The sequence below is a fragment of the Streptomyces sp. JNUCC 64 genome (genome assembly GCF_054484115.1).
In genome coordinates this window covers 2,877,933-2,904,184 of the sequence record NZ_CM137015.1, presented here as the reverse complement: position 1 = coordinate 2,904,184, position 26,252 = coordinate 2,877,933, and the positions used below count along the sequence as shown (strand labels likewise).

Here is a 26,252-nt window from a genome sequence, read left to right as displayed (position 1 = left end):
GCCATTGAGTCCGCTACCGTGGGGGCATGAGCGGTGACACGGACGGTGGCCCGGGCGGCGCGAGCGGCCCCCCTGGACTCCGGGACCTCCCCGGACCGGACGGAACCGGCGATCCCGGCGGTCCCGGCGACGGAACCGGCGGTCCGGGCGGCGGGGACGACGAGGGGCGCGCGACCCGTCCGGGGGCGCCGGACGGCCCGACTGCCCCGGCGGAGGCGACGGGCGGGGCGGGTGCGACGGGGGTGACGGTCCGGCCGCCGACCCTGCTGGCGCTGCCGTCGTACCTCGCCGGGCACGCGGCCCGCATCGGCCACGACGCCCTGGTGGACGCGGTCGGCGGGTACGGGCTGAGGCTCCCGCACTTCGCGGTGCTGACCGCGCTCGCGGACTTCGGCCCGCTGCCGCAGCACGTCCTGGCCGACCGGCTGGGCTTCCAGCGCAGCCATCTGGGCGGCTATCTGGACGCGGTCGAGGAACGGGGCTGGGTCCACCGCACCCGCGACCCGGCGGACCGGCGCCGCCAGGTCGCCGGGCTGACCGACGAGGGGCGGGCGGCCCAGGACCGTCTGCGGCGGGTGGCCGAGCGGTCCCAGGAGACCTTCCTCGACGGCTTCACCCCGGAGGAACGGGAGACGCTGACCCGGCTGCTGCGACGACTGCTGGACGCGGACGACCGGGCGCGTGCGGGGGGAGGGGGCGTCGGTCCGGTCGGCGGCTGAGCCGCTGCGGGTCGCCGAGCGGCCGTTGCCACCCGCCCCGGGACCGAACCGCGGAGTCCCCGCCGGGGTCGCGGAGGCATGGCATCGGGGGCCGAAGCGGCCGGGCCCGCCGTCCGTCGTGCGGTCGCCCGTGCGCCGGGCTCTCCGTGTCTACTCGCCCGCGAGGGAGGACGGGATTCCCTCTGACAGCCACGGCATCCCGTACCGAACGATTCCGTAGGAAAGTTCGTATCCCCGGGGCGGGAACCGAGGTGCTCGGCGGGAATGTTCCCAGGAACCGTCCACTCGTTCGGGGGCTTTCATGCCAGACGACGTCCCGTCGACACCCGGCCCGCCGGAGCCCCGCCCGGACGGTTCCCCTCCGGGCCCGGTGGCCGGGCGGCCGACGGATCCGGCGCCGGGCTCCGGACGAGCGGCCGCGCCGGACCGGGAACCCCCGCCGGATTCGGGGACCGGGACCGGCGGCCGGGACGGTCGGGGGCGGTATCTGCCCCTGAGGGACCGGGACTTCACCTCCACCTACATCGTCGCGCCGGTTGTCGTCCTGGTCCTCGGGATCGGGATCGTCGCCGCCTTCTCGTGGATCGGCGAACGGTTCGATGACGAGAAGCCGCCCCTGTACGTGTCCGGGAGCCACTCCCCGAGGAACGCGGTCACCACCCGGCCGGGTACGCCGCAGCCGTCCGCGTCCCGGGAGACCCCCGCCGCGCCGGACGCGCCGTCCCGGTCCGCGAGCGCCGAACGAGTGGATCAGTCCGAGGCCGCGGAGGAGGGCGTCCAGCAGTTCCGCGGTGTCTATCTGTGCCCGTGGGCGGCGTGGGTGGTGGCACGGCCACCGGAGGACTTCTCCGGGGCCCCCGGGCTGGAGGACGGCTCGCCCGACCCCGAGGTGATCAACGCCGACACGGCGGGCGATCCCGGCGTCACGCACTTCGTCATCGATGTCCAGCCCGTCGACGACAGGCCCGTGCAGATCAAGGGACTGCGCATCAAGGTCCTCGAACGGAATCCGGCCCCGGCCGCCGACGAGGCCACGCTGGTGGGACTCCAGACCGGTGGCTGCGGAGCGCCCGAGAAGGCGGACGCCCGTGCCGACCTCGACGGCGGAGCCGACTTCGCGACGGTGAGGTTCGAGGGGGAGGGGCTGCCGAGGGAACTCACCGGGGGGAAGTCCCTCAGCATCGGTGTCACGGTGGAGACCCGCACGTGCGACTGCCGCTGGGTCCCGGAGATCGTGTGGGCCAAGGACGGCGAGGTGAAGGAGACGGAGTTCCGGATCGACGGAGAGGACTTCCGCACCATCGCGACCGACGGGCTCCCGCGCCGCGCCTGGAAACAGGACCTGAACACGAGGGTGTGGACGGGGACCGCGTTCGACGAGTCGGTGCTCGGCCGACGGGAGCCGTGAGACACGCCGGGCTTCCCACCGGGCGGACGGGCTGACCGAGGGGCGGACGCGTGTCCGCGCTGACGCTCCGCCCCCGTGAAAAGTCCGTCAGCCGTCGGTGCCCGGTTCGCGGCGCATGCACCACACCGGGGGGCCGCCGTCGACGCCCGGCAGCTCCGCGGTGGTCCGGAAGCCGAGCCGTTCGTACAGGCGGACGTTGCGGTCGGTGGCGGTCTCCAGGTAGCAGGGGAGTCCGGCCAGGTCGGCGGCGGCGAGGCCGGGGCGGATGACGGCGGCGCCCAGCCCCCGGCCCTGTGCTCCGGGGTCCACCGCGACGGCGCCGAGCATCCAGACCGGCTCCTGGGGGCGGTACGGCTCCACCGCGCTCTCCGCCGCCGCGTAGGCCGCCGCCCGGTCGCCCGCCAGCTCGGCGATCAGCGGTCCCACCTCGACGAATCCGGGGGACGGGTCCTTCTCGGGGGTGGTCCACACGGCGACGGCGCGGCCCTCCCCGCCGACCCACACCCGGCCGTACGGCAGTCCGATCCGGGTCAGGAACAGCTCCTGGAGCCGTCGCACCCGCTCCTGGTGGTCGTCGGCGGCCACCACATGGCGGGTGTACGGGTAGTCCGCGAACGCGTTCGCCAGGGTGCGGACGGCGGCGGGGACGTCGGCGGCGGTCGCGGGACGGACGGGGCCGGGCGTGCCGGGAGGGGTCATGGAGGCGTGTTCCTCGGGTCGGTGGGGCCGGTCGGTGCGGCCGGTGGCGGCCGGGCTGGTCAGCGGGCCGTTCCGGAGAACGGTCCGCAAATGACGATCAAGGACCAACCCGGTTCCCGCAACCGGGTTTTCCGGTGGTCAGGACACGCCGGTGGGGAAGGTCTCTGCCAAGCGGATCGTCCTCGAACCCCCTTGCGATTGGTGTGTACCAATGTGATGCTCAATGGAGATCACCGGGCCAACGCCCCACGTCCGGACCGGTGTTCAGCGAGACCTCCCTACGGCCCTACACGTACGAGAGTGAGCCACCATGTCTGTCTCCCGCCGCGTCGCGGCAGCGTCCGCGATCGCGTCCGCCGCGACCTTCGTCTCCCTGATGCCGACCCCCGCGGCTGCCCACGGCTCCGTCTTCGGCCCCGTCAGCCGGGTCAGCGCCTGTTACGCCGAAGGCCCCGAGACCCCCAAGTCCCAGGTCTGCAAGGACCTCATCGCCGACTCCGGTTCCCAGCCGCTGTACGACTGGAACGAGGTGAACATCGCCAACGCCAACGGCAAGCACAAGGAGATCATCCCCGACGGGAAGCTCTGCTCCGCCAACCGCGTGAAGTACCGCGCCCTGGACTGGGCCCGCACCGACTGGCCCGCCACCGCGGTCTCCCAGGGCCCCTACGACTTCAACGTCCGGGTCACCGCGGCGCACCTGGGCACCATGACGATGTACATCACCAAGCAGGGCTTCGACCCGACCAAGCCTCTGAAGTGGTCGGACCTGGACCCGACCCCGGTGGCCACGTACTCCACGCCGCGCGCCAGCGACAACGGCCGCTACCGGTTCACCGGTGACCTCCCGGCCCGCACCGGCCGTCACATCGTCTACAAGGTGTGGCAGCGCCACGACAGCCCCGAGGCGTTCTACGGCTGCTCGGACGTCGTCTTCGGTTCGGGCTCCGCCGCCGCGGCCAAGGCCCCGGCGGCCAAGGCCCCGACCGAGGCGAAGATCGAGGCGGGCGCGGAGCGCTCGACCGTCAGCCACGCGGGCCACGGCGGCGACGAGCACGCCCCCGCGCCGGTCTCCGCCGAGGCGCGCCCCGAGGGCTCCCCGCTCGCCGGTGCCGTGACCTGGGCGGGCGCCGCCGCGGTGTTCGCCGCGGGCGCCCTGTTCCTCGGCCGCGGTCGCCGCCGGACGAACTGAGACCGTCTTCCCGACCGTCTCCGGACCGGGCCGGACCGACCCGGTCCAGCCCGGCCCGTGACACCACCGTGAACGCCGTCCTCCGTCCGCCGGGCGTCCTGACGGGTTGACCAGTCGACTGGTCACCACCCATCGGACCCACCGGACCCGGTGGACCCTGTGGACGCGTTCCCCTCACGGCCCCCGTGCCGCTTCCGTGCCTCCTCGTCGAGGTGCGGGAGCGGACGGGGGCCGTGTCGCGTTTCCGGGCGGGCGCGCTTCCTGGGCGGCGCCGGGAATGGTCCGGCAGAAGTAGCGCGCACCCTTACTTCTGCCACCTGTCTTTCCTGGTGGGGGCGGTGTCCCCGGTGCTGGAATCGGCGCTGGCTCCGGCGGACCGCTCGCGGCGGAGCCCTCCGCGCCGGGTCCGCAGGGACCGCGCGGAGGGCGACGGCACGCACCGGTCGGCCGTCTCCCCACCGACGCGAAACGAGGAACGGACAGGCATGAGAACCAGAACAGCGGTGACCGGGCTCGTGACCGCCGCTTGCGCGGGTGTCCTCCTGGCTCCGGCCCCGGTCGCGGCGGCCCCCAAGGCGGGCGCCCACTGCGTCGTCCAGGTGGCCTCCGGGAAGTCCGCCTGCTACGACACCTTCCCCGAGGCGGTCGCCGCCGCGACCGGCGGCCGGATCACCGACGCCCCCGCGACCCCGCGCAAGGCGGCCCGGGACAAGGAGTTCCTGGCCCGCCTCGACGCGCCCGCCGCGAGTTCCACCACCGCCAGGCGCGCCACCCGCGCCGCCGCGGCGAACATCGGCGGCTGGCTCTACGAGCACGGCTGGTACGGGGGCCGCTCCCTGACTCTCTCCCTCTCCACCTCCGGCTGCCGGAGCGACGGGCGCTGGGACGCCCAGGTCGGCTGGCTCGGCGACTACAACTTCAACGACATCACCAGCTCGGTGGTGACCGCAGGCAACTGCCACGTCGAACTGAGCGAGCACGGCGGTTTCCAGGGGGCGCGCGCCTTCTACGACTACGCGGAGTGGGTCGGCAACTCGATGAACGACCAGGCCAGCGCCGTCCGGCTGAAGTCGGCCGGCGAAAACGCCAGCTGACCCGGCTGACCGGCCCCCGGGTCCCGGACACGCGTCCCGGACGAGGCCCGTCCCGTACGCCCGGGCGTTCCGTACGCCTGCGAGTCCCGTACGCCGGAGCGTTCCGTACCTCCCGTACGTCCGCGCGGGTGTCCGGCGGCCGTCCCGGACGAGGACGGGCCGTCACCGTCACCGATCACCCGGTTTCCGCCCCCTTCTCCCCCTCTCCCTGGAACGAGGAAGCGTTGAGAGCACGAAGTGTGTCCGTCCTGCTGGCCGCCGCCTGCGCGGGCGTCCTGCTGACCCCGTCCACCGGCGCGGCGGCTCCGGAACCGACGGGCGGGTCCGGCGACCGGGCCGCCGCGACCGGCGACCCCGGGGCCGCGTTCTGGGCCAAGCACGAGCGGGTCGGCGAGGTGGCCGACGCGCTGGTCGCCGAGGCGGGGCGGCTCCCCCGGCAGGGCGGCTACGCCGGTCTGATCACCAAGCCGGAGAAGTCCCGCCTCACCCTGTACTGGAAGGGCACCGTCCCCGAGCGGATCCGCCGGGTCATGAGGAGCGACCGGCGGGTCACCGTCAAGGCCGTTCAGGCGCCGTACACCCGGCACCAGCTCGACGCCGCCCGGGACCGGCTCTTCGCCCAGCGCGCCGAACTCCCCGGCAAGTTGACCACGGCCGGACCGAGCCCGGACGGCAAGGGGCTCCTCATCGGCATGGCCCCGAGCCGTTCCGGATCGTCCGCCGCCCGCGAGGCCGGTGACGCCGCCGTCGCCCGGGAGGCCACCGGTCTCGCCGACGGGGTCGCGGTCGTCAAGGTGGAGACCGCCTCCCCCAAGGCCACGACGGGCGGGCCGATATCCGCGCTGGCGGCCGGCCGGAACGCCCAGCAGGCGTACGGCGGCGCGCGGTGGCTGTACCACAAGAACGGCGGGCGGTACGTCTGTTCCACCGCGTTCGCCGTGCGCTACCCGGGAACCTCGGTGAACCGGATGACCAGCGCCGCGCACTGCGGCACGGACAACGGCGCGGCGCACAGCCCCGAGTACCCCACCAGCCGTCCCTTCGGCCGGATGTACTGGCTCCGCTACGACCGGGACATCAGCATCATGAACGCCGAGCAGAGCGGCGCCAACGGCTTCTTCCGGCCCGCCGTCTGGTGGGGCCCCTGGGTCGGCGACCAGTCCGGTCAGTACACCCGGTCGGTCAAGGGCCTCAGCAACAACCACGTGGGACAGCGCGTCTGCTCCTCGGGTGCCTCCTCGGGCACCATCTGCAACAACCAGATCACCGCGACCGGACACACCGTCTCGTACGCGGGGCAGCCCAACATCCGGAACATCGTCGTCGTCCGGAACTACGACGGCAACTCGGTGTGGGGCCCGGGTGACAGCGGCGGGCCCATCGTCCAGCCCGTCAGCGGCGGTGGTGTCCACGCCAACGGGGTCGTCTCCGGTTCGGACAAGTCGTACTCGGCCCCGTGCCAGGGCGAAACCAACCGCCAGTGCTCCAGCCTGGGTTACTACGGCGCGCTGGACAGCTTCCTCTCGGAGACGGGCCTTCAGCTGATCACCCAGTAACACCCTCCGGAACCCCGCCCGGTGCCCCCGCTTCCCCCCCCTGCGGAGCGGCGCCGGGCGGACCGGTGTCCGGGCACCGGACGAACCCGTGGACCCGTGAACCCCGCTGACCCCGGCGAACGGGCCACCGGGCGGATGCCGCGCGGGTCACCGGGAGACGCGGTCCAGGGCGTCGAGCGCGGCGGCGGCCTCGGCCCGCAAGGGGTGGTGGTGCGCGGTGAGGACGCGCAGGGCGGAGGTCAGCGCCTCGCGGGCCTGTTCCGGTCGGTCGAGACGGTGCAGGACCCGTCCCAGTCCCAGGTGGATGGGCCCGCTCCAGGCGGGCAGGTCCAGTTCCTCGAAGGTGTCCAACGCCTCGCGCAGGGCGGGCTCCGCCTCCTGCCACCGGGCGAGGGCCGCGTAGTCGTCACCGAGGTGCTGCAGGGTGACGGCCCGGTAGAGGGCGACGAGTTCGGGGGACCGGCCGGGTATCCCCGCGCCGCAGAGCGCGTGGCTCCGGCGGTGGATCTCCAGCGCCTGGTCGGGACGGCCGTGCTCGCGCAGGATCACCCCGAGGCTGTTGAGGGCGGACAGCGAGGCGAGGACGCTCTCCGGGGAGGAACCGTCCCGGTGGTGGTCCACGGCCGAGCGGAACCGGGCGATCGCCTCCTCCGCCCGGCCGAGCGCCCGCAGCGCCACGGCGCCGTAGTACAGGGCCCAGCCCGTCTGGAGCGGGTCGTCGCAGACCCGGGCCGCCAGGAGCGCGACGTCGGCGGTTTCGAGGGCCGCCCGGTGGTCGTGGCCGCAGGTGCTGTGGGCCCAGGCGAGGTAGTTGAGGTGGGTCGCCTCCTCACGTCGTTCCCCGAGGGCGCGGGCCGCGTCCACCGCGTGCCGGAAGACGTCGACCCAGTCGGGCCAGTGCTTGGTCAGATCGGAGAACCAGTGCATCGCCTCGGCGGCGTCCAGCACCTGACGGTGCCGTCCGGCGGTGCGGGCGTGCCGCAGGGCGGCGAGCCACTGGGCCCGCTCCGCCGTGAGCCAGGCGCGGGCCTCGTCCCGGTCGCGCGGGGCGGTGCCGGGGTCGGGATCACCGGCCGTGAGACCGCCGCGCGGGACGGCGTCGAAGTGGAGCGCGGCCGTGGTGGCGCGGGCCAGCGTCCAGCGGGCCGCGCGGTCCAGGGCGGCGTTCCGGGCCTCGGGCGGGTCCTCGGCCGCCACCCGCTCGACGGCGAACAGCCGCAGCAGATCGTGGAACCGGTAGCGCTCGGCCGTCGGATCGCTCTGCAACAGCCCCTGGTCGCAGAGCTCCTCCAGACGGAGCCGGACGTCGCGGAGCGCGGCCCCGGCGAGGAGCGCGGCGGTCCCGGGGCTGACGTCGGGCCCCGCCGCCAGCGCGCCGCGCCGCAGGACCAGCCGGGAGAGCGGGTCCAGCCGCCGGTAGGAGAGGGCGAAGGCGGCCCGGACGCGCAGATCACCGGTCTGGAGGCCGTCGAGCCGCAGTTCCTCCCGGTCGAGCAGGGCGACGAGTTTGGCGAGGGTCTCCTCCGGCCGGGCGGCGAGCCGCTGTCCGGCGATCCGCAGGGCCAGGGGCAGCCGCCCGCACAGATCGGCGAGGGCCCGGGCGGCGGCGGGCTCCCGGGCGACGCGCTCGGGACCGATGATGCGGGTGAGGAGGGTGACCGCTTCCTCGCGGCGCAGCAGGGGGAGGGCGACGCGGTGCACGGATTCCAGACCGCTGAGGGCGTCACGGCTGGTGACGAGGGTGAGCGAGGACCCGGAAGCGGGTAACAGGGGACGCACCTGGTCCGCCCCGGCCGCGTTGTCCAGCACCAGCAGCAGCCGGCGTTCCGCGACGAGGGTGCGCCACAGCGCCGCCCGGTCCTCCTGCCCCCGGGGCAGCGAGCGTTCGGGCACTCCCAGGGCGCGCAGCAGCCGGGCGAGCGCCTCGTCCGTCCGGACGGGTTCCGCGTCCATGGCCCGCAGGTCCAGCCAGAACCGCCCGTCGGGGAAACCGGGGGCGAGACGGTGCGCCGCGTGGACGGCGAGCGCGGTCTTCCCCAGTCCGGGCGTCCCGGCGACCACCACCACGGGCGGAGAGGTGGTCCGCGCGGTCGCGGCCCACTCCCGGAGCGCCGCCAGCGCGGTGCCCCGCGCGGTGAAGTCGCCGATGTCCCGGGGCAGCGAGAGGAGTCCGGACGCGGCGGCCGGGTCGGGGACCGAGTCGGTGGCCGGGGCGGCGGGCCCGGCGCTCGGTCCGGCGGCGGGCCCGGTGGTCGGGCCGGTGGTCGGTCCAGCCGCAGGTCCAGCGGCCGGTCCGGTGGCCGGTCGGGTGGTCGCGCGTGGGCGTTGGCGGCCGGGGGCGGCCGATGCCTCCAGGGACCGGGCCGCGTCGGCGGTCAGTCCCAGCGCCCGGGCCAGGGCCTGGACGGTACGGCGCTGCGGTCCCCGGGTACGGCCGCACTCCATGTAGGTCAGCGCGCGCACGCTCACCCCGGCGGCTTGGGAGAGCTGTTCCCTGCTGAGTCCCGCCGCCTCGCGCAGACCGCGCAGACGCTGGCCGAAACCGTCGGACGTCGTGGTCATTTCCCGGTTCTCCTGGACGTGTACGAGGGGTACGAGGGGTACGAGGTGGACGAGGGAGTGGCGTGGTCGGTCGGGTCAGCCGGTCGTGTCCGGTCTCGTGAAGGACGTCCTTCCGCCGTCGGTCCGCCCGGTCCGCCGTCTCTGTCCGTCTCCGTCCGCCCGGTCCGCCGTCTCCGTCCGTCTCCGTCCGTCGGGGAGACGCCCAGCACGGGCCCTCACCGGACAGGAAGAGGCCGTGGACGACCCTGTCGTTGCCTCATCTTCCAGCGCTTCCGCCGGGTGTCCAGGTGGCCAAAGGGGGTACGGAGCGCGTCTGAGGGCGGATCGGACGGAACGCGCCGGGTGACGTCCGTCCCCGCCCGCCCCCGGGAGCCCGTCCAGTGACGCGTCCGTACCGGGGCGGGCCTCGCGGCGGACGGCGTCGGCCGGACGACGAGGGCGACGGGCCGCCCGGGCCGGAGCGCGTCGACCGTGTGCGACACGTTCGGGCACGGACCCACCCGGGACGCCGACCGGCGTCCCGGGAACCTCATTGGACGACCGACCCGGTCGGATCAGGCCGGACCGGGTGCCGTCCTAGCGGATGAGGTCAGATCCGATGAAGTCAGGTCAAGTAAGGTCAAGTCGGTTCAGTCTAGGCCAGATCAGTCCAGGTCAGATCAGGTCAAGGAAGCTCCACCGGGCGTCCGGCCGGGCGCCGCTCAGCCAGGCGCCGCAGTTCTGGAGGACGACCGGGCTCGACGTAATGTGCTGCGCGCCCGTGCCGAGGTCGCGCAGGAAACGGTCGAGCGGGCCACGGCGGATCGCCGCCGACCCCGCCCAGCGGTGCACGGTGCGGCCCACCCCGGACGCGGTCGAGGTCGCGTGGTTGAGCGAGAGACGGATCAGGGTGTCCTGCTCGGTGCTGGGCAACTCACCCGCGTCCAAGGTGCGTTCGACGCCGCGCCACACCTCGTACGCCCAGGCCCGGGCGGCCCGCAGCCCGGCCTCGGCGGTCGCGTACTCGGCGTGGAACTGGGAGGTGTCGACCGCCGCGCCCCGCGAACCGGTCCGCTGCGCGGCGACCCGCCGCATCTCGTCCAGGAGCCGTCGGCCGACGCCGAGGGCCCATCCGGTGTGGCCGATCGCGGACAGGTTGACCAGACCGAGGCGGTAGAGGGCGCCGCCGTTGACGGGGGTGTCCGTGGTCGCGGCGTAGGTGTACTCGCGCGGGACGAACACGTCGGCGCAGTGGTAGTCGACGCTGTGCGTGGCGCGCAGTCCGAGCACCTCCCAGTTGCCGTCCAGGGTGACCCGGGACTTCGGCATCGTGAGCACCAGCGCCTCGTCGGTGCCCTCGACCTGGATCGCGCTGTGGACGTGGGTGGCGTGCGCCATGCCGGAGGCGAACTGCCACTGACCGCTGACCCGGTAGCCGCCCGCCACGGGCACGGCCCGGCCGGGGCGGGTGCCGTGTCCGGAGAGCAACGCGTGCTTCCCGTTCGGCACGTCCGGGAACAGCTCGGCCACCGCGTCCCCGCCGAGGTACGCGGCGGTGGTCCCGGTCATCATCTGCAGCGCGCTCATGGTCCACGCGGCCGAGGCGTCGTGGTAGCTCAGCCGCTCCACCGCCTCGATCAGCTGCCGGGGCGCGAACTCGTACCCGCCGAGGCTCCTCGGCAGTTCGGCCCGCACGATCCCGGTGTCGAGCAGTGCCCGGGCGGTCTCCTCCGGTAGCCTCCCCGACTCCTCGGCGGCGTCGGCCCGTTCGTCGAGCGTTCCGCCGATCGCGTCGATCCGCTCCAGCACCCCGGCCAGTTCCGCGCTGACGTGCAGTCGGCCCTCGTCCCCCATGGGACCCCCTCCTCGCGGTCGGTGCCCGATTGTCGCACGCGTGTTCCGTGGCCCTCGGCCCGTGACGACCCCGTCGAGGATGGGAGCGGCCGCCGTGACGCGCGTCGGTCAGTCGACGGTCCCGAGGTCGAACTCCTCGTAGAGGACGTCAAGGGTGGCCCTGTTGCGGAGTTTGCACGCTGTGTTCTGGTTCGCGAACAGGCCGGGTTTCTTGAACGCGTCGTCGCGGGGGCGAGTGCGTAGCCATCTGATGGGGACGACGTATTCCATGGCGGCCGGGTCGGTGTCGTCGTCGGAATGGCGATAGGTGCCCTTGAGATCCATTCCGGAGAGCGGCTGATCGGTTCCATCGACCGTCACGCGCGCATCCGTGAAGGGAACCCCGCGGCCGGTGACTTCGCCGACACCGACGTACCCTTCACCCGGGATGTACGCGAATATCCGGCCTCCTACCGGAAGTCCGCGCAAGGTGCGGGTGAACCACTCCTTACCTCCGGCGGAGGTGAAACCGTATTTCTTCGCGTCGTCCCACGAACGGACGTCGCTGGCGCCGAACGAGACGTACCAGTCGCGCCCGTTCCACGGCTCACGGGAGACCGCCTTCCTCGCGGCCGCCGAGGCGGTGCGGGCTTCGTCGAGGAGCCAGCTGCGTGCCAGGTACCGAGCGCCGCCGTCGGCGTAGTACCGGAAGAGAACGGCGTTCGCGGGTACGCCGAGGCCATTGATGTATTCGATGATCCGCTCTGTCGCGGCATCGAGTTCCGCCGCGACGATCGTGAGTCGGTGGCCTGTGTTCAAAGCCTCGGGAGCAGGTATGCCGAACCGGTCCTCGAACGCCGCCTCGAAGCCGAGGCTGCCCCGGTCGGATTGGTAGTCGGCGTAGAGGTCGAGGATTTCGGTGTGAGAGAGCGTCTGAACCCAGGACCCGTAGTCAAGGGCTTGGGCGAGGACTTCGCGTGGGGTGCGGTCCTTCTTCAGCTCCAGGACGCGTATGACCCCCTCGGCATCGATGGCGAGCAGATCGATCCTGCCGCCGTGCGCGGTGTGCACTTGGCGGCCGATGACGAGCAGTGTCTCACCGAGGATGTCAGGGTCTGACTCGATCATGTCCTCAAGGCTGCTTTCGGACGGCATCACGGCCGTCTGAAGAGGCTGGGCCTTCCCGTTCTCGATCCGCCACAGGGCGACCTCCGTGGGCATTCGTCCTCCCCTGGCCGACTGGGTCATCGCGTAGCAGACCATAGCAACGGGAAGAGCCGGGCTTCGTGGCAAGGTGCGGCCTCTCGTGGTTCCCGGTTTGTCCGGGCGCGGCTGCGCGACGCCAGCGTCGAATTCCGCGTCGGCGTTCCAGCCCGGGCCTGCGGCGGCGTCCAGGGCGTCGGCCGGGACGCGGGCCGGCCGGTTGCGCCGCTTCGAGCCGCACGGGCTCACGACGACCATTCCGGCGATCTACGCGGGCGCCACCATCTCGATGGTCATCGTGTACCTCCTTCCAGGAGCCTCGGCAGTCCGGCGCTGCTGCGCCCATCCTGCTTTCCGAGGCGAGGGTCGACCGAACCCGGAAGGGGGGAGGAGCCCCCGCCACGTGATGGCGCACCAGTACGGTTCGGCCAAGCGAGGCGGGCTCGTCAGTGCTTCACCGGTCGCGGCAGGCGCTGTGAGAGGCTGGCTCATATGAACCGGCTCGCTGGTGTGACCTCGCCTTATCTGCTTCAGCACGCTGACAATCCGGTCGACTGGTGGCCGTGGGGACCTGAGGCGTTCGAAGAAGCGAGGCGGCGCGATGTGCCCGTTCTGCTGTCGGTCGGTTACTCCGCGTGCCACTGGTGCCAATGACTTAACGCAACCAGGTAGTCCTGACCTGGGGTGTTGTCAGGGGGTAGTCGCGTGGACACGTACGATGAGGAACTGGGCAAGAACATAGAGGCTTGGGTGGACGCCGAACTGGCCGCCTCACCCGAGTGGGGGCCTGAGAAGTACGACATCATCCGTCAGCGCTTGGAGGACGCCGCGCCCGCTGTCGCCGCCGAGGAGTAGGGGGCGGAGCCGCAGACTGCGGCATACGCGGTAGCGCCGTGCGAGGCGACGGATCTGTCCCCTCGCACGGCACCACATGGCAGCAGGTTGACGTTGCCCAGCCGTCGCCGCCGGTGGTGGAGCAGGGCGAGCCGGTGCTGAGAGTGATCACCTGGCTGTTCGGTCAGCCTGGGCTCGTGGTCGGAAGGGTGAGCTTGACCAGGACCGGCGTGGGCTTCTGGGTGTTGCCGGAGGCGTCGGCGAGCAGCCAGCCCTCGGCCCGAGCGGCGCTGATGCGCGTCACCGTGAGGTCGGTGGCCCGGTTGGCGGTGAAGGTCAGGAGTTCTGTCCAGGTCGGCGCGTTCCGGAGGTCTAGGCGTTGCAGGCTTCCGTCGAGGGAGCTGCGGGTGCTGGCCGCGAGGATGGTGTGTTCGTCCGGGCCGGTGGCCGCGCGAGGGTCGGGGAGGGAGGAGGTGATCCAGTCCTCTTTGTCGGCGGACGGGTTCTTGCTGACGTCGACAGGGGTGCTGTGCCCGGTGCCGCTGAGGAAGTGCCGCTCGTCGGCGAGGTGGACGGCCCGTATGCCGTTGGGGAAAGGGACGTCGTACCGGGTCTCGTCGCCGGGCCGTTCGCCGATACGGCTGATGGTGACCGATCCGCCGAACAATCCCCCGACCTGGTTGTAGACCCACAGGGTGCCGTCCCGCCCGGCTTCCAGGGTTGCGTAGCCGCCGAAGCCGCCGGCCACGAGCTGAAGGTCGCGGGTCTTGGGGTGCCAGCGTACGAGCGCGCCGCGGCACAGCACGGTCACTGAGCCGTCGATGCCGCGGACGGCCCGGTCTTCGGTGCCGGGCAGAGCCAGGGCCCATTTGGTCTTGCTGGTCGTGGTGTGGAGTTCAACGACGCCAGCGTTGGTCGTGATCAGGAGCCGGTTGCCGGGAGCGGCACTGATTCCGCTCGGGTGCTGATCGGACTGCCAGACTCCGGTGAACTCCACGCTGGCGTCGACACCTTCGGCGCTGGTCTTGACGATCGGCCAGGGCGGCGGCGTCTCGGATGTCCGCGTAAGCATGGGAACGTCCGGTTCGGCGTGCTGGGGGGTGACGATGTCGGCCAGGGGGACCAGCCGGTTGCCGGAAGCGGCGGTCTCGCCGTACAGCCGGTGCAGCAGTTCCTCCGGGTCGAGTAGCCCGCACAGGGCGGCTTCGATGTGGGAGCTGTCCATCAGGAGCAGCTCGTTGTGGCGGTTGATCCACTCCAGCGCGTTCGAGTTGAAGCCGGTGGCGGACAGGACGATGGCGCGGGTACCCGGAGGGCGGGTGGAGAGCCGCTCGGAGAGCTTGGTCAGAGGGTCCGCGCTGAGGGGGTTGGCCTCCCACTTCGCCTCAAGGATGTAGTTGTGGCCGATTGTGAAGAAGACGTCCGTCTCGTCCCTGCCGCCGACTCCGATCACGCTGGGCCGGGCCTCGTGTCCCCACGCCTTGAGGACGTTGGCGATCAGTGTGTTGAACGCCTGCCCCCGCTTCTGGGGGGTCAGGCCAGGGTCGTCGCGCAGACCTTTGTAGGTGGCGAGGAGGTCACGAAGCCGCAGAGTGAGGGTCAAGTCCACCGCGTCATCCTTGCACCTGGCCCGGCCCGTGGTGGTGCCACGGGCCGGGCCAGGTGGTTGGGTCAGATGCCGGTCTTGGCGGTGATCCAGGTGCGGTGGGCGGCGATGTTGGTGTAGACGGCGGGGAATCGGCTGTTGCACACGGAGTGGCCCCAGCTGACGATGCCGAGCAGCCGGCCGTTCTGGGCGAGCGGGCTGCCGCTGTCGCCTTCGCAGGGGGCCAGGCCGGTGGCTTTGTCGAAGGTGCAGACGTGGCCGGTAGTGATGTTCTGGCCCAGCCAGCGCAGTTGGCACTCGGCCAGGGGCAGGATCGTGACGGTGGCCTGCTGGAGGGCGTTCGGCCACGGGCCGTCGCTGCTGAGCCGTCCCCAGCCGGTCACCGTCGCGCTCCCGCCGGGGTACGCGGGCGGGTTCGGGAGAGCGACCGGCTGGACCAGCGGCGTGTAGACGACCGGCGTGCTCAGCTTCAGCAGCCCGATGTCGTTCGGGACGCCGGCGGCGTTGCCCTTGTAGTTCTCGTGCCGGATCACCTCCTGCACCCCGTAGGCCGTGCCCGCCGGGTCGATGGTGTTCGACCCGACCACCACCCGCATCCGTTCGGCCCTGGCATTCTCCAGGCAGTGGGCCGCGGTCAGCACCCATCGCTCGCCGATGACCGACCCGCCGCACCCGGGCTGCCAGCCGCCGGAAACCCGGGACTGGAGCAACACCTGATACGGATACGCACCCGCCGCCGCGTCCGACCCGCCCACGATCGCGGACGCCGGCCCCGCACCGCCGCCGACCAGCCCGGCCGTCACCAGCACCGCTCCCAGCGCCGACGCCACCACCCGCCCGAACCGGCCGCTCCCGCGCACCCTCATGCCGCCACCCCTCGCCCGACGCTGCACCCCCTTCTGCAGGGGGTGCGATCGTTTCGGAGCGTGGCGGTCAGGTGCACGGGCCGGCAAGCGGTGAACCGGCCGTTCCCGGACGGCGGGTACGGCCGGGTCACCGCAAGGCGCGGCCGACCCGGCAGGGCGCCGGTTCAGGCGCCGACGCCGAGGGTGAGGCTGAAGATCTCGCGTACGGAGGTCCCGAACGTCAGCAGGGTCACGGAGCCGAGCAGGGCGAACGCGGACGCGGAGAGCGTGGCGGCGCGGCGGAAGGTGTTCACGGGCTGGTCCTTGTCACAAGGCTTGGTGGGCGGCTGGTCAGAGTGGGGTGATCACGGGGCCGAGGGCGTAGATCAGGGCGATGATGGCGTCGGTCAGGGTCATGGAGTCCTCTTTCCGGGTTCGGGTTCGGTGGTGTGGGCGCAGCGGCAGGGTGGTGGTGCGGCCTGCTGCTCTTCGAGGTGGCGCAGGCGGCGGGAGAGTTCCTGGACGGCGGCGATCAGCACGCCCTGGCCGTCGACGACGTCGATGGTCGTTTCCCGGCGGCCGTAGCCGAAGGCGGCCCGCCAGTCCTGGGCCATGGGGCCGATGTGCAGGGTGTCGGGGTCCCAGTCGTAGCGCCACTCGCTGACGGGCAGCTCGTCCAGGAGCGCGAGGATCTGTGTACGGGTGAGGGGTTCGGCCCTCTCGGTCCTCGGGGGCCTGGGCCTCAGGAACGTCGAGGCGAACCCCCGGACCAGGGCGGCGATACGCATGGAGACTCCGGCCGGCGACGGTGCTGGGCCCGCTCGCCGGTGTGCTGGATCGTCGGGACGGGTCAGCCGAGGGGCTTGATGTCGTGCTTCACATCGCGGTTGCTCGTGATCAGGGGCACGATGATCGGCTCAAGGGCATCGACAATCCGCCGGACTGCTTCGAGCACGTTCATGAGAACTCCACGGTGGCACAGAGGTGATCGGTCGATCGTCATTCCATCAGCCCGGCCCGGCCGTTCGCGGGGAAAGATCACAAGTGATCGCCGGTGGCCTGATTCGATCATGCCCTGGTGGGCGAGAAGGCCCATCCCCGTCCCGCACCAGGTGCATGCCCCCACCACGCCGGCCACCCGTCGCACCGGCGGGAGCCGTGTCCGTCAGCCGGGGCCGGACTGCGGACCGCCCGCAGGGCGCGGCCGAAACCACCCGGCCGCCGACGGGACGCGCCACGGACCCCGCCTCGCATCCCGCGCCGTCGGACACGGCACCCCGTCCGCACCCGGCCTGAGCCGGGCTGCGGCAGGTGCATCCCGTCCGCAGCAGCCCGTCGACGCACGGGGGGAGACCCGCCGTCGCCCCGGGCCCGCAGCCCGGCGACGCTGGTCACGCCGTCGGCCGCCCGTCGGCGGAGCCTGCCGGTTCGGCCGTGTCCGCCGCAGGCGTTGGGGCAGGTGCGGCTCAGGCCGGGTGGAAGTGGAAGGTGTCGTTGCGCATCCCCTGGCCGAGCTCGTTGCACTTGAAGGGGATGACGGGCGAACCGTCCCCCATCGAGGCGTCCTTCACGTGCCAGCAGTGTGTGCTGAGAGAGATCACGTTGGTGCCGTTGTAGACCCTGACCTGCTCACCCGGCCACCAGTGAAACCTGGTGACGAATGCCGAGTCGGTCGTCGAATTCCTGCACCGGAACTGGGCCACCGGAATGTAGTCGTGGGGAACCATGAAGAGGCACTTCCCGTAGGACGTGCGGAACTGGTACATGCTCGGGAGGTCCTCGGCGACGGCCAGGGTGAACCGCTGTTGGGCACTGCCGTCACAGGTCGCCGTGACCAGCCGCACCCAGTCGTCCCCGGAGTCCCGCTCCAGCCCCAGGCATTTGCCGGAGTTGTCGACGGTGATCGTGTGCGGGCCCGTCCCCGGCTGGGCCTGAGCAGGAGCGGCCGGTAACAGCAGCACCAGACCGGCAGCGGCGGACAACGCCGCGAGGAAACGCCTGTACATCAAGGAAAACCTCCTGAGAGACACGGTGACCGACAGCCGCCCGACCCCGTGGTCGAGCCGATCAACGCTAGCCACCCGTCCTCGCCCGCGCCATCACCCCCACGGGTGACGCCCCCGGCGCGCACCGCTCGCCGCCCCCGCTCATTCGATCCGCTCCACGACGGAGCGAGGTGTCCGGTCGACATCCTGCGGTGCCCCAGGATCAGACGGCGTCAAAGGCCACCCAGTGCCGATCATGGGCGACTCAGCGGGTGGGCCGGCACGGAGCCGTCCACAGAGCAGACGCGGCCTGAGTCCATCCGTGATCGGTCCTGCTGTCGTCGTGCGCCTCGCCCGCGACCACGAAGCCGTGCTTCTCCAGTTGCCGCACCGCGTTCTCCCGGGGGAGCACGGGCACCTCGCCGTCGATGGCGATCAGGTATCGGCCGGGGTCGTCGGGGTGCGCCTCAACGAGGGTGTCCGCCGGGCCGAGGTCGTCCGGGCCAGCGACGGCGACGAGGTCCGGGCCGATGACGTACATGGCCCACCGTTCGCCGAAGACCGAGACCTCGGCGCTGTACAGCGCAGGCAGGTCGCTGTGGTCGGGGTGAGTGGCGGGCACGGGGGACTCCTCTGACAGGTTCAGAACTGCTTCCTGACCGTAACGCACGGCTGTGACATCGCCCGGCCGGTGCGCGAGACGGGCCCGGTCGTCACCAGAGGCTCAGCGGGCGGCCTTCCGCGATCGTGGCCTGCACCCGTGCCGCGATCTCATCTTCGGTCTCGTCCCGGGCCAGGCCGGCGCGGATGGCGGCGCCGATCGCGCGAGAGCGCCCAGCGGGGCCGCGGAGGTCCGCCAGGGGACTACCCGGGTCGCGCCGCCGGGCCACCCACTCGGCCCGGTTCTCCGCCGCCGTCCCCAGCCGCAGGTGCGCCGGCTGCTGACAGGAGTGGGAGTCGCAGGTGTGGCAGACGGTCAGGTCGGTGCCCCACCCCAGCCGCGGGATGACGCCGTGCGCGAGCTGGTACCCGTACAGATGTCCCGGCACCGTTCCCCGTCGCGTCCGGCCGGGCCGTGAGGTCGCCCGGAAGGTCGCGTGCCCGGTGCTGGAGATCCCGCCGATGAAGAACCAGCACCCGGTGAACGGGTTCCGGTGCACCTTCGCCCAGTACCGGGCCCGGACCGACTCGTCGGCCAACCACGCCGCCCACTCAGTCGCAGCTATCCGTACGGGTGTCGGTTCGCCGAGCAGCGAGAGCTGCTCGTCAACGGGAGGGGGCCCGGACCCCTCCACCGCAGCAAGCGGGAAGAGCCCGGGCCCGGAGCCGTTCTCAGCCGGCATCGGCCAGGCCGCCGTCCGGCGCAGCGGTCGGGGCAGAAGCAGACGGTGCGGCGGCAGCGGTGCCGGCCTTCCTGGCGCGGCGGACCGGGCGGGGGCGCTCGGCGCGGGCACGCAGTTCCTCGATCACCTCCTTCGCGCGAGCGGCGGTAACAGGCTTCGCCTCGCGTTCCAGCTCCTCCGCCGTGACGCCGAGCAGCTGCGCGACCAACTCGGCGTCGTTGTTGAACAGCCGGAGGACCGCCGCAGCGGCTTCTCGCGCCGCGACCTCGGCGTCCTCCTTCGCCTTCGCCGCCGCCACCGCGGCCTCCCGCGTGGCCAGGGCGCCGGCCGCCGCCAACTCCCGTGTCCGCGACTGGATCTCCTCGATCGCGCGAACCCGCCGCCGCAGTTCCGCCGCGCTCACCGATGCCGTCGAAGTGCTCACCCGTTCTCCATCCCAACCGAATACGTGCTCATCGCCCGCACCGTAAGCACGACTCCGCGGACACCTCAAACTGCGATCGCAGGGTGGTTTGTGGAGCGATGTCAGTGAGGCCGGACAGAATGGAGCGATGGACGCAGAGCGTGAAACGGCGAACGCGGACGGTCGGGTCTGGCCGAGGCCGACCGGCCTCCCAGGGCCTCTCGAAGCGGCCCTCGACCTTCTCAAGGCCGAGGGATGCGCGCTCAGCCACCTCGACCTGACGAGCCCTGAACTGATTGCCGACCTGAGCGACCTGGCGACTCCCGAGGTCGTCGAAACGCTGGTCTGGCTCCACGAGCACCACCAGGTCCTGAGCCGGGCGCCGAAAGCCATGGCCCGCGGACTTCTCGAACAAGCTCACATCAGCCCGTGGCCGGCCAAACGGAGCGGCCAGGACACCAAGGCCGAGGCCGAGCGGGTGTTCAACGACTGGACCAACATCCTCCTGCTGTGTCAGTTCTGCCACCCAATCTTCGACAACCACGGCCTCATCCCGCGCGTGCTGGTCGAGCGGGCCCGCACCGAGGTGCTGCGGACTCCGACCGGCTACGAGGCGCTTCGGCTCTTCATCACGCGCTCCCTGGCCTACCGAGGTAACCAGCCCGACGCGACCCAGCCGTTCCGTACGGACATCGAGCGCGCCCACTTCGAGCTCGCGACCCTCCACGGCCACGGCGACCCGATCACGGTGGCACCCTTCTACAAGGCCGACCGCTACTTCCAGTCCACCGCGGACCCGGTCAGCGGGCTGATCCGACAGGGCCCGTACGGCGGGAACCCCGACGAGTACTACTTCGCCCGCGGCATCACCAACGTTCCCCCGCCCGCGCCCGGCCTGTACAACGTGGTCAAGACGTCCAGCGGCTTCGGCTTCGAACCCGCCTCGACGCCCGGGGCAGAGGATGCAGTCGCGCCGGACAACGGCGGTGGTGGCTGACGACGGACGCCGCTATCCGTTCCGGTTACAGACTTTGTGCCTCCGGCGGGTCCTCTCTCGGAGGGGGTGGGGGCGGGTTGGTTGGGTGCGGCGTCGTTGTGGTTGGGGTGGTGGGGGCGGGGTTCCCTCCTCGGCCGGACACCCGGAGGGCGTGCCAGGGCCCCGGGTGGGGTGTCCAGGCCGGGCCGCTTCGCGGTCGCTGCGCGAGCCTGGACACCCCACCCGGAACCCTGAAACGGCGGAGCTGTCCGACCGAGGAGGGAACCCCGCCCGGGGTGCGTTGTGGCCGGGCCCGGCGGGGCGGGTGCGGGTCGACAGGGTGGGGAAATGTGCAGGTCAGGTGGGTTGTCTGGGTTGACCCGACCCCTGGAACATGGTTTAATTAAACATGTCGGAGGGGGAGGGCAACGCCCCAGCCGGCCACCGGAAGGCCGACCGGCCCCCGGCATCACCTCTCACCAGGAGAAGAACTGTGACCACCAAGGCGGACGTGAATCCCAAGCTGTCGACCATCAGGGCGCTGCTGGCCAAGGCCGAGGACCCCGCGACGCCGGAGGCCGAGGCGGAGCTGGCCCGCTCGCGGGCGATGGAGATGATGGCGAAGTACGGCGTCGAGCAGGCCATGCTCGGCGACGGGCAGCCGTCGCGGGACGGGGTTACGAGTAAGAGCTTCGACCTCCCCAACCCCTGGTCGATGTCCCGCGCCCGCCTCATCTACGCCGTCGCGGAGGCTGTCGGCTGCGAGGCCATCCACATGGGCCCGGCCGCGAACGGCGGTCGCCGCGTACATGTGGTCGGCTACGAGTCCGACGTCCAGCGCGCGGAGATCCTTTACACCTCGCTCGTGCTCCAGATGCTCAACGGCCTCAACCGGCAGGCCGTGCCGTACGGCGTGCGAAGCGCGCGGGCGTGGCGCAACTCCTGGCAGCTCGGATTCATCGTGCGCGTCACCGAGCGGCTCAAGGCAATCGAGGAGGCCGCCCGAGCCGCAGCCAGCGGGGAGGCGTCCGCCACCGGCCGCAGCGGCGAACTCGTGCTGGCCAACCGAGCCGCCACGGTTCGGGCCGCGTTCCAGCAGGCTCACCCCAGGGTTCGGAAGCAGAGCAGCTCTACCAGCGGCAGCGGGTACGGCGACGGAGTCGCCGCAGGCAACCGCGCCGACATCGGCGGAACCCGACGCATCGGAGCCCGGTCCGCCGGATCGCTCGCCGCCTGATCCGCGAACCCCGCCGGGGCGGCGGCCCGCCGCCCCGGCCCCACCTCCGCGCGCCCCGAGGAGCCCCGCGTGTTCATGGACTGGATCAGGTTTCACAAGGCCGATGAGAACGGCCGCCACTACTTCCAGGTCTACAGCGTCCCCCAGGCGTGGAACGCCGCCGCCCCGAAGGTCCCCGGCACCGGCCGGATGAGCGAAGCCGCCGCCCGCACCTTCGCCACCACCAGTCCGGCCGGACAGCAGTGGCGCACCCCCTGCTACTGCACCGACTGCACCATTGCCGCCAAGTCCGTTGGCAACGCGACATCTTGACCACCGCGACCGCCCAGGAGAACGCCATGCCCCCGAAGCCCCGCGCCACCCCCGCCCGCATCCTCACCGCCGCCGCCGACCACGTCGAACGCGTCGGGCTGTACCGAGGTGACCACCTCTGGCAGCCCGGCCGGATGGGCAACACCGCCCCGTGCAACCTCCTGCACGCATGGGGGCGCGGTGTCCGCGCCGCCCGGCCCCGCTGGACCGAGCGCGGCGAAGCGTGGGACGTCTTTCAGCGAGCCCTGTTCGACTCCCTCGTGGTGCTCAGCAACCAGGCCAACGGCCGCCCCGTGTCGCCCGCCCGATGGCGGACGCTAGGGCTTGCCGAAGACGCCTACCGCCGCACCATGCTGTGGTGCTGGACCGACACCCCCGGACGCACCACAGCCGAGGCCGCCGCCCTGATCCGCGCCGCCGCAGCCCCCTATCCGAGTGACGCCGATCACATCGCCCCCGGTTGCCCCACTCTCCAGAACATGGTTTAATTAATGATGTCGGAAGGGGGAGGGCAACGCCCCCGACCGACACCCCCCCGCCGGGGCCAACCGGCCCCGGCGGAACCTCTCACCAGAAAGCAGCACGACGATGACCACCAAGACCCAGGCCGGCGTCCAGACTGCCCCCGCCCCGTGGCCGACCATCGCCACCGCCGAACTCCTCGCGCACTCCGGCAACGTCCGCTCCGTCGAGGTCCCGGCCGAGCTGCTGGCCGACGTGACGGCCAACGGCATCCAGGAGCCGCTGTACATCGTGAGCACCCACGGCGGGGTGCCCCAGATCATCGACGGGTTCCAGCGTCTGGCCGCCGCCGTTGACGCCGGACTGGAGTCCCTGCCGTTCACGCCCCGGCCGGTGATCCGGATCGACGCGCTCACCCCGCACCCCGAGAACGCCCGCGAGGATCTCGACGTCAACACACAATTCGTGGAGAGCTTCCGCAGTGAGGGCTGCCGCATCCCCGTCAAGGTCCAGCGGCTTGAGGGCGGGATCATCCAGGTCAACGACGGGCACCGTCGGTTCTGGGGTGCCCGGGAAGCGGGCCTCACCCACCTGCCGTACGAGTGGGACGACGAGGACCGCGACGCCGCCGGGCAGTTCCTCGACATGATCACCACTTCCCAGCAGCGCAAGGGCTTGACGACGCGCGAGATGAACCAGGCCATGTTCAGCGCCGCCGAGGCGGGCGCGCAGGTCGGCCGGATCGCCAAGGCGGCGGGGGTGCGACAGAAGGACGTGCGCACGCTCGTCAAGGTCCGGAACGACGAGAAGCTCAGCGCCGCCATCAGTGCCGCGAGCGGCTACGTGTGGACGTTCGAGCACATGGCCGCCCTCTCGGAGTTCGCCGACAACCCCGAGGCGCTCGCCGCGATCACCGAGGCCGCAGCCGCCAAGGGGGCGAACGAGTCGAAGGTTCAGTGGGCGATCGAGGTCGAGCGGGTCAAGCGGGACAAGGCGGCGAAGGCGGCGGCCCACCGCGCGGAGCTGGAGGCCGCCGGGCAGAAGATCCGTGACATCGAGGAGCTGTCCGAGCGGGCCGTAAGGGTGTGGAGGCTGAGCGGCGTCACCGAGGAGGAGCACGCCGGGTGCAAGGGGCAGGTATGGGTGTTCGACGACCGGCGGGGCGACCGGTACGAGCCCTACTGCTCGGCCCCCGGACTGTACGGCCACACCGCGCCGGAGGGCGCGAAGGGCAGCGGGACCGGCGGCACCAGGACCGCCGCCGAGGTCGAGGCCGAGCGCGCCGCCCGCGCCGCCGTCAAGGCCGGAAACATCGACTGGGACGCTGCGGAGGTGATCCGCCGGAAGTGGCTCGCGGACCTGATCAAGTCCCGCAGCCTCCCGAAGGCGAGCACCAACGCTTTGATCCGCCACGTCAACGAAGCACTTCTCAGCGGCACATGGGGGATCAGCGACGGCCTGAACAAGGGGCCCACCACCGAAATTCTTTCCGCCTTCCTGGGCCTGAACATCCAGCAGGCCAAGGACCGCAGCACCTTCGCCCAGCACGCCGCCAAGGACCCCCGCCGGGCCCCGCAGCTCCAGTTCGCGGCCATCGCCGCCGTCCGCGAGAAGTGCGCGAACCGATCGGCGTGGCGGACCGACGAGCAGCACGCCCCGTGGACCCGGAAGCCCACGGCCGCATGGTTTCGCGTGCTGGAGTCCCTCGGGTACCAGCTGACGCCCATTGAGCGCTCCGTGGCGGACGAGACGCCGTACGACCCCGCGAACAAGGAGCCCCGCACATCCCTTCTCGGCAGCGAGCCGGAGGCCGAGCCGGACGCGGAGCAGGGCGACCAGGAGCCGGACGCCGAGCCCGGCGAGGACGAGGACGAGGGCGACGCCCACGACGCCCGAACGCAGCAGGCCGACGAGGCCCCGGAAGGTGAGGCCGAGCCGCAGGCCGGACAGGTCGAGGGCGAGGACGAGCAGCCCGACGCCGAACCGGAGGACGAGGAGCCGGAGCCCCAGACCGCCCCGGACGCCGAGCAGCCGACGACCGACACCGCCTGATCCTCCCCACCGAACCGACGCCGGGGGCGGGAACCCCGCCCGCCCCCGGTCACCCCAGGAGCCCCACCGTGACCCGTGCAGTCCTCACCGAGACCACCGCCGACGACTACTGCTGCGGCTACGCCGCCGCCCCGGCCGAGCCCAATCCGGGCATCGCCGCCGACCTCATGCAGGCCCGTGCCATCGCGGGAGGTCTCGGAGAGTTCGGCATCGGGGCCGCCCGCTGGTCGGCCGCCTACGACCCGGAGGCCGCCGCCGCCGTCCTGCGCGTGGACACCCCGCGCGGACTGTACTCGCTCGCCATCCCCGCACCCGGCCAGGCGTTCCCGGTCCGCCACCACGGCGAGCGCATCGGTGCCCTGGACTGCCGCCGCACCTACGGCACCGCCGACAGCTACGTTGCGGCCTTGTTCGCCGCCTTCCTGCGCGACCGCGCCGCACTCGACTTCCCGGGCCGCGACGTTTGCCCCACCCGTAAAAACATGGTTTAATTAATGGTGTCGGAGGGGGAGGGCAACGCCCCCTCCGGCCCACGGGCCGCCAAGCCGGCCCCGACCCGACCCCGGCCGCGCGCGGAGGGCAACCCGCCCGGCCGAGGGGCTCGATTCCTCTCACCAGCAGGAGCACCCACGATGACCAGCGCAGCCATGCGGTTTTCCGTCCCCGCGACCGCCGAGTCCCGTGTCCGTCAGCTTGTCGAGGCGACGAACGCCCGCGCCGCCGTCCACCGCCTCAACCCGTACGCGCTCGACATCACCGCCCCGTTTCTGGCCGACTACCGCGACGTGGACGGCCGTGTGATCGGCAAGCGGCCCACGGTCACCGTGACGATCAGCGGCGACCTTCCCCGCCACCGGGGCTGGACCGTCATCGCCCGGCTGGACCACGACGAGGAGGGCGAGACGATCACGAGCCTGTTCCCGGGCCTGCCGGAGCAGGAAGCCGAGGCAGCGCGCCAGCACCAGGCCGCCGAGAACCTGTGCCAGGGGTGCGCCGTCGCCCGGCACCGCACCGCCACCTATCTGGCCCGCCACGAGAACGGCGATCTCAAGCAGTTGGGCACCACGTGCGTCGAGCCGTACACCGGCCTGCCGATCAAGGGCCTTGAGGCGCTGTGGCGTCTCGGGACGATCAAGGACTCCGACTGGGACGGCGACGAGGGCGGAGTCCCGGCCGACTTGCGGGTGCCGGTGGACGAGGTGCTCCGGGTGGCCGCCGCCGTCGTCGCCCAGGACGGCCGGTTCTACAGCCGCTCCGAGGAGTGGAAGAACCGCGTGCCGACCGCCGATTCGGTGGACGCCTACTTCTTCAACCGCAAGGCGTCGCCGGAGTGGCGGGCCGGAATCGACGCCGAGCCGGACGCGGCGAGCACCGCCGCCGCCGTCCGCGCGTGGGCCCTCCAGGGGTACGGCAGCCTCTCCGAGTACCGCCACAAGGTGGGCCAGCTGGCCAAGGGCGAGACCGTCGCCCCCCGTCACCTGCCGACGCTGGTGTCCGCCATCGCCGGATGGCACCGCGACCAGGAGAAGGAAGCCATCGAGCGGGCCGCCCGGAACAGCAAGCCGCAGGGCACCAAGGGGGAGCGGCTCACGGTCCCCGCCACCGTGACCACCGTGATCGAGCTGGAGGAGCGGCACTACGGCTACCACGCTCAGCGCCGCAGGCTGGTGAAGTTTCAGGACGGCGACGGCAACGTGTTCGTCTGGTTCAGCAGCGCCGCGACCGTCCCGGACAAGGGCGACGAGGTCGAGCTGACCGGCACGGTCAAGGAGCACAGCGTCTACGGCGAGACCGCCCAGACCGTACTCACCCGGTGCCGCGTCACCGAACGCGAACCGGTCGCCGCCTAGGAGGGCCCGGCCGGGCGGAGACCACCGCCCGGCCCGCCCCGGGCCGCCGGTCGTGGGGTTGGGCGGCATCGAGCCGCCCAACCCCACGCGCCCACAGCCCGA

The 26,252-nt window shown here is 72.1% G+C and carries 25 protein-coding genes and 1 pseudogene; 14 read left to right on the top strand and 12 right to left on the bottom strand.

Annotated features, from left to right (window positions below):
* Window positions 1-26: 26 nt before the first annotated feature.
* The gene (locus ACVWNX_RS11690) at window positions 27-719 is read left to right on the top strand and encodes a MarR family winged helix-turn-helix transcriptional regulator (protein ID WP_454413846.1); all 693 of its coding nucleotides are present in this window, start codon (window positions 27-29) and stop codon (window positions 717-719) included.
* Between the two features lie 301 nt (window positions 720-1,020).
* Window positions 1,021-2,127: a hypothetical protein gene (locus tag ACVWNX_RS11685; protein ID WP_454413845.1), complete on the top strand. Its 1,107-nt coding sequence runs from the start codon at window positions 1,021-1,023 to the stop codon at window positions 2,125-2,127.
* Window positions 2,128-2,214: 87 nt separating this feature from the next.
* Here the strand turns inward: ACVWNX_RS11685 and ACVWNX_RS11680 are convergent, their stop codons facing one another.
* A complete protein-coding gene (locus ACVWNX_RS11680; RefSeq protein ID WP_454413844.1) occupies window positions 2,215-2,826 on the bottom strand; it encodes a GNAT family N-acetyltransferase in 612 nt (203 codons plus the stop codon).
* Window positions 2,827-3,136: 310 nt separating this feature from the next.
* Between ACVWNX_RS11680 and ACVWNX_RS11675 the strand changes: the two genes are divergently transcribed.
* The 3 genes from ACVWNX_RS11675 to ACVWNX_RS11665 all read left to right on the top strand — a co-directional run bounded on the left by ACVWNX_RS11675 (window position 3,137) and on the right by ACVWNX_RS11665 (window position 6,668).
* Entirely contained in the window at window positions 3,137-4,018 is an 882-nt protein-coding gene (locus tag ACVWNX_RS11675; RefSeq protein ID WP_454413843.1) for a lytic polysaccharide monooxygenase auxiliary activity family 9 protein, read from the top strand.
* A 485-nt stretch (window positions 4,019-4,503) separates the two neighbouring features.
* Entirely contained in the window at window positions 4,504-5,112 is a 609-nt protein-coding gene (locus tag ACVWNX_RS11670; protein WP_454413842.1) for a hypothetical protein, read from the top strand.
* A gap of 224 nt (window positions 5,113-5,336) precedes the next feature.
* On the top strand, window positions 5,337-6,668 hold the full coding sequence (locus ACVWNX_RS11665) for a chymotrypsin family serine protease (protein ID WP_454413841.1): 1,332 nt from the start codon (window positions 5,337-5,339) through the stop codon (window positions 6,666-6,668).
* A gap of 147 nt (window positions 6,669-6,815) precedes the next feature.
* Here ACVWNX_RS11665 and ACVWNX_RS11660 read toward each other — a convergent pair whose 3' ends face one another.
* From ACVWNX_RS11660 to ACVWNX_RS11650, 3 genes are all read right to left on the bottom strand, one after another.
* Complete coding sequence (locus tag ACVWNX_RS11660) at window positions 6,816-9,230, bottom strand: ATP-binding protein (RefSeq protein WP_454413840.1); 2,415 nt, start codon at window positions 9,228-9,230, stop codon at window positions 6,816-6,818.
* Window positions 9,231-9,884: 654 nt separating this feature from the next.
* Window positions 9,885-11,063: an acyl-CoA dehydrogenase family protein gene (locus ACVWNX_RS11655; protein ID WP_454413839.1), complete on the bottom strand. Its 1,179-nt coding sequence runs from the start codon at window positions 11,061-11,063 to the stop codon at window positions 9,885-9,887.
* Window positions 11,064-11,171: 108 nt separating this feature from the next.
* Window positions 11,172-12,263, bottom strand: coding sequence for a hypothetical protein (locus ACVWNX_RS11650; protein ID WP_454413838.1), 1,092 nt, complete (start codon window positions 12,261-12,263; stop codon window positions 11,172-11,174).
* Window positions 12,264-12,737: 474 nt separating this feature from the next.
* Here ACVWNX_RS11650 and ACVWNX_RS11645 point away from each other — a divergent pair.
* Window positions 12,738-12,893, top strand: a pseudogene (locus tag ACVWNX_RS11645) (DUF255 domain-containing protein); the annotation flags it as partial.
* Between the two features lie 57 nt (window positions 12,894-12,950).
* The gene (locus ACVWNX_RS11640; RefSeq protein ID WP_454413837.1) at window positions 12,951-13,100 is read left to right on the top strand and encodes a hypothetical protein; all 150 of its coding nucleotides are present in this window, start codon (window positions 12,951-12,953) and stop codon (window positions 13,098-13,100) included.
* Window positions 13,101-13,263: 163 nt separating this feature from the next.
* Here ACVWNX_RS11640 and ACVWNX_RS11635 read toward each other — a convergent pair whose 3' ends face one another.
* From ACVWNX_RS11635 to ACVWNX_RS11600, 8 genes are all read right to left on the bottom strand, one after another.
* Window positions 13,264-14,688, bottom strand: coding sequence for a restriction endonuclease (locus ACVWNX_RS11635; RefSeq protein WP_454413836.1), 1,425 nt, complete (start codon window positions 14,686-14,688; stop codon window positions 13,264-13,266).
* A 62-nt stretch (window positions 14,689-14,750) separates the two neighbouring features.
* A complete protein-coding gene (locus tag ACVWNX_RS11630) occupies window positions 14,751-15,551 on the bottom strand; it encodes a serine protease (protein ID WP_454413835.1) in 801 nt (266 codons plus the stop codon).
* Window positions 15,552-15,715: 164 nt separating this feature from the next.
* Complete coding sequence (locus ACVWNX_RS11625) at window positions 15,716-15,844, bottom strand: hypothetical protein (RefSeq protein ID WP_454413834.1); 129 nt, start codon at window positions 15,842-15,844, stop codon at window positions 15,716-15,718.
* Window positions 15,845-15,943: 99 nt separating this feature from the next.
* Window positions 15,944-16,318, bottom strand: a complete 375-nt coding sequence (locus ACVWNX_RS11620; RefSeq protein WP_392022860.1) for a tail fiber domain-containing protein — start codon at window positions 16,316-16,318, stop codon at window positions 15,944-15,946.
* Window positions 16,319-16,996: 678 nt separating this feature from the next.
* A complete protein-coding gene (locus ACVWNX_RS11615) occupies window positions 16,997-17,536 on the bottom strand; it encodes an RICIN domain-containing protein (protein ID WP_454413833.1) in 540 nt (179 codons plus the stop codon).
* Window positions 17,537-17,780: 244 nt separating this feature from the next.
* Window positions 17,781-18,137 (bottom strand): hypothetical protein, encoded by a 357-nt coding sequence (locus ACVWNX_RS11610; protein ID WP_454413832.1) that lies wholly within the window; start codon window positions 18,135-18,137, stop codon window positions 17,781-17,783.
* A gap of 91 nt (window positions 18,138-18,228) precedes the next feature.
* Entirely contained in the window at window positions 18,229-18,858 is a 630-nt protein-coding gene (locus tag ACVWNX_RS11605) for a hypothetical protein (protein WP_454413831.1), read from the bottom strand.
* Window positions 18,848-19,282 (bottom strand): hypothetical protein, encoded by a 435-nt coding sequence (locus ACVWNX_RS11600; RefSeq protein ID WP_454413830.1) that lies wholly within the window; start codon window positions 19,280-19,282, stop codon window positions 18,848-18,850. Before ACVWNX_RS11600 ends, ACVWNX_RS11605 begins: the two co-directional genes overlap by 11 nt.
* 127 nt (window positions 19,283-19,409) lie before the next feature.
* Here ACVWNX_RS11600 and ACVWNX_RS11595 point away from each other — a divergent pair, with 127 nt between their 5' ends.
* The 7 genes from ACVWNX_RS11595 (at window position 19,410) to ACVWNX_RS11565 (ending at window position 26,150) form a co-directional block, all read left to right on the top strand.
* Window positions 19,410-20,258 (top strand): HNH endonuclease, encoded by an 849-nt coding sequence (locus tag ACVWNX_RS11595; protein ID WP_454413829.1) that lies wholly within the window; start codon window positions 19,410-19,412, stop codon window positions 20,256-20,258.
* Between the two features lie 490 nt (window positions 20,259-20,748).
* On the top strand, window positions 20,749-21,474 hold the full coding sequence (locus ACVWNX_RS11590) for a DUF2786 domain-containing protein (protein ID WP_454413828.1): 726 nt from the start codon (window positions 20,749-20,751) through the stop codon (window positions 21,472-21,474).
* 69 nt (window positions 21,475-21,543) lie between these two features.
* Window positions 21,544-21,786, top strand: a complete 243-nt coding sequence (locus ACVWNX_RS11585; protein WP_454413827.1) for a hypothetical protein — start codon at window positions 21,544-21,546, stop codon at window positions 21,784-21,786.
* Window positions 21,787-21,812: 26 nt separating this feature from the next.
* Complete coding sequence (locus tag ACVWNX_RS11580; RefSeq protein ID WP_454413826.1) at window positions 21,813-22,274, top strand: DUF6197 family protein; 462 nt, start codon at window positions 21,813-21,815, stop codon at window positions 22,272-22,274.
* Between the two features lie 100 nt (window positions 22,275-22,374).
* On the top strand, window positions 22,375-24,300 hold the full coding sequence (locus tag ACVWNX_RS11575; RefSeq protein ID WP_454413825.1) for a ParB N-terminal domain-containing protein: 1,926 nt from the start codon (window positions 22,375-22,377) through the stop codon (window positions 24,298-24,300).
* A 68-nt stretch (window positions 24,301-24,368) separates the two neighbouring features.
* On the top strand, window positions 24,369-24,791 hold the full coding sequence (locus ACVWNX_RS11570; protein ID WP_454413824.1) for a hypothetical protein: 423 nt from the start codon (window positions 24,369-24,371) through the stop codon (window positions 24,789-24,791).
* Window positions 24,792-24,932: 141 nt separating this feature from the next.
* Window positions 24,933-26,150 carry a single stranded DNA-binding domain-containing protein gene (locus tag ACVWNX_RS11565; protein WP_454413823.1) on the top strand — a complete coding sequence of 406 codons (1,218 nt, stop codon included), beginning with the start codon at window positions 24,933-24,935 and terminating at the stop codon, window positions 26,148-26,150.
* The last annotated feature ends 102 nt before the right edge of the window (window positions 26,151-26,252 follow it).

Excerpts from the sequence above, each read along its gene's own strand:
- ACVWNX_RS11670 (WP_454413842.1), top strand. The coding sequence starts at position 4,504 with ATGAGAACCAGAACAGCGGTGACCGGGCTCGTGACCGCCGCTTGCGCG.
- ACVWNX_RS11605 (WP_454413831.1), bottom strand. The coding sequence starts at position 18,858 with ATGCCGGCTGAGAACGGCTCCGGGCCCGGGCTCTTCCCGCTTGCTGCG.
- ACVWNX_RS11685 (WP_454413845.1), top strand. The coding sequence starts at position 1,021 with ATGCCAGACGACGTCCCGTCGACACCCGGCCCGCCGGAGCCCCGCCCG.
- ACVWNX_RS11660 (WP_454413840.1), bottom strand. The coding sequence starts at position 9,230 with ATGACCACGACGTCCGACGGTTTCGGCCAGCGTCTGCGCGGTCTGCGC.
- ACVWNX_RS11630 (WP_454413835.1), bottom strand. The coding sequence starts at position 15,551 with ATGAGGGTGCGCGGGAGCGGCCGGTTCGGGCGGGTGGTGGCGTCGGCG.
- ACVWNX_RS11675 (WP_454413843.1), top strand. The coding sequence starts at position 3,137 with ATGTCTGTCTCCCGCCGCGTCGCGGCAGCGTCCGCGATCGCGTCCGCC.
- ACVWNX_RS11580 (WP_454413826.1), top strand. The coding sequence starts at position 21,813 with ATGCCCCCGAAGCCCCGCGCCACCCCCGCCCGCATCCTCACCGCCGCC.
- ACVWNX_RS11680 (WP_454413844.1), bottom strand. The coding sequence starts at position 2,826 with ATGACCCCTCCCGGCACGCCCGGCCCCGTCCGTCCCGCGACCGCCGCC.
- ACVWNX_RS11595 (WP_454413829.1), top strand. The coding sequence starts at position 19,410 with ATGGACGCAGAGCGTGAAACGGCGAACGCGGACGGTCGGGTCTGGCCG.
- ACVWNX_RS11690 (WP_454413846.1), top strand. The coding sequence starts at position 27 with ATGAGCGGTGACACGGACGGTGGCCCGGGCGGCGCGAGCGGCCCCCCT.
- ACVWNX_RS11615 (WP_454413833.1), bottom strand. The coding sequence starts at position 17,536 with ATGTACAGGCGTTTCCTCGCGGCGTTGTCCGCCGCTGCCGGTCTGGTG.
- ACVWNX_RS11655 (WP_454413839.1), bottom strand. The coding sequence starts at position 11,063 with ATGGGGGACGAGGGCCGACTGCACGTCAGCGCGGAACTGGCCGGGGTG.
- ACVWNX_RS11650 (WP_454413838.1), bottom strand. The coding sequence starts at position 12,263 with ATGCCCACGGAGGTCGCCCTGTGGCGGATCGAGAACGGGAAGGCCCAG.
- ACVWNX_RS11620 (WP_392022860.1), bottom strand. The coding sequence starts at position 16,318 with ATGCGTATCGCCGCCCTGGTCCGGGGGTTCGCCTCGACGTTCCTGAGG.
- ACVWNX_RS11565 (WP_454413823.1), top strand. The coding sequence starts at position 24,933 with ATGACCAGCGCAGCCATGCGGTTTTCCGTCCCCGCGACCGCCGAGTCC.
- ACVWNX_RS11575 (WP_454413825.1), top strand. The coding sequence starts at position 22,375 with ATGACCACCAAGACCCAGGCCGGCGTCCAGACTGCCCCCGCCCCGTGG.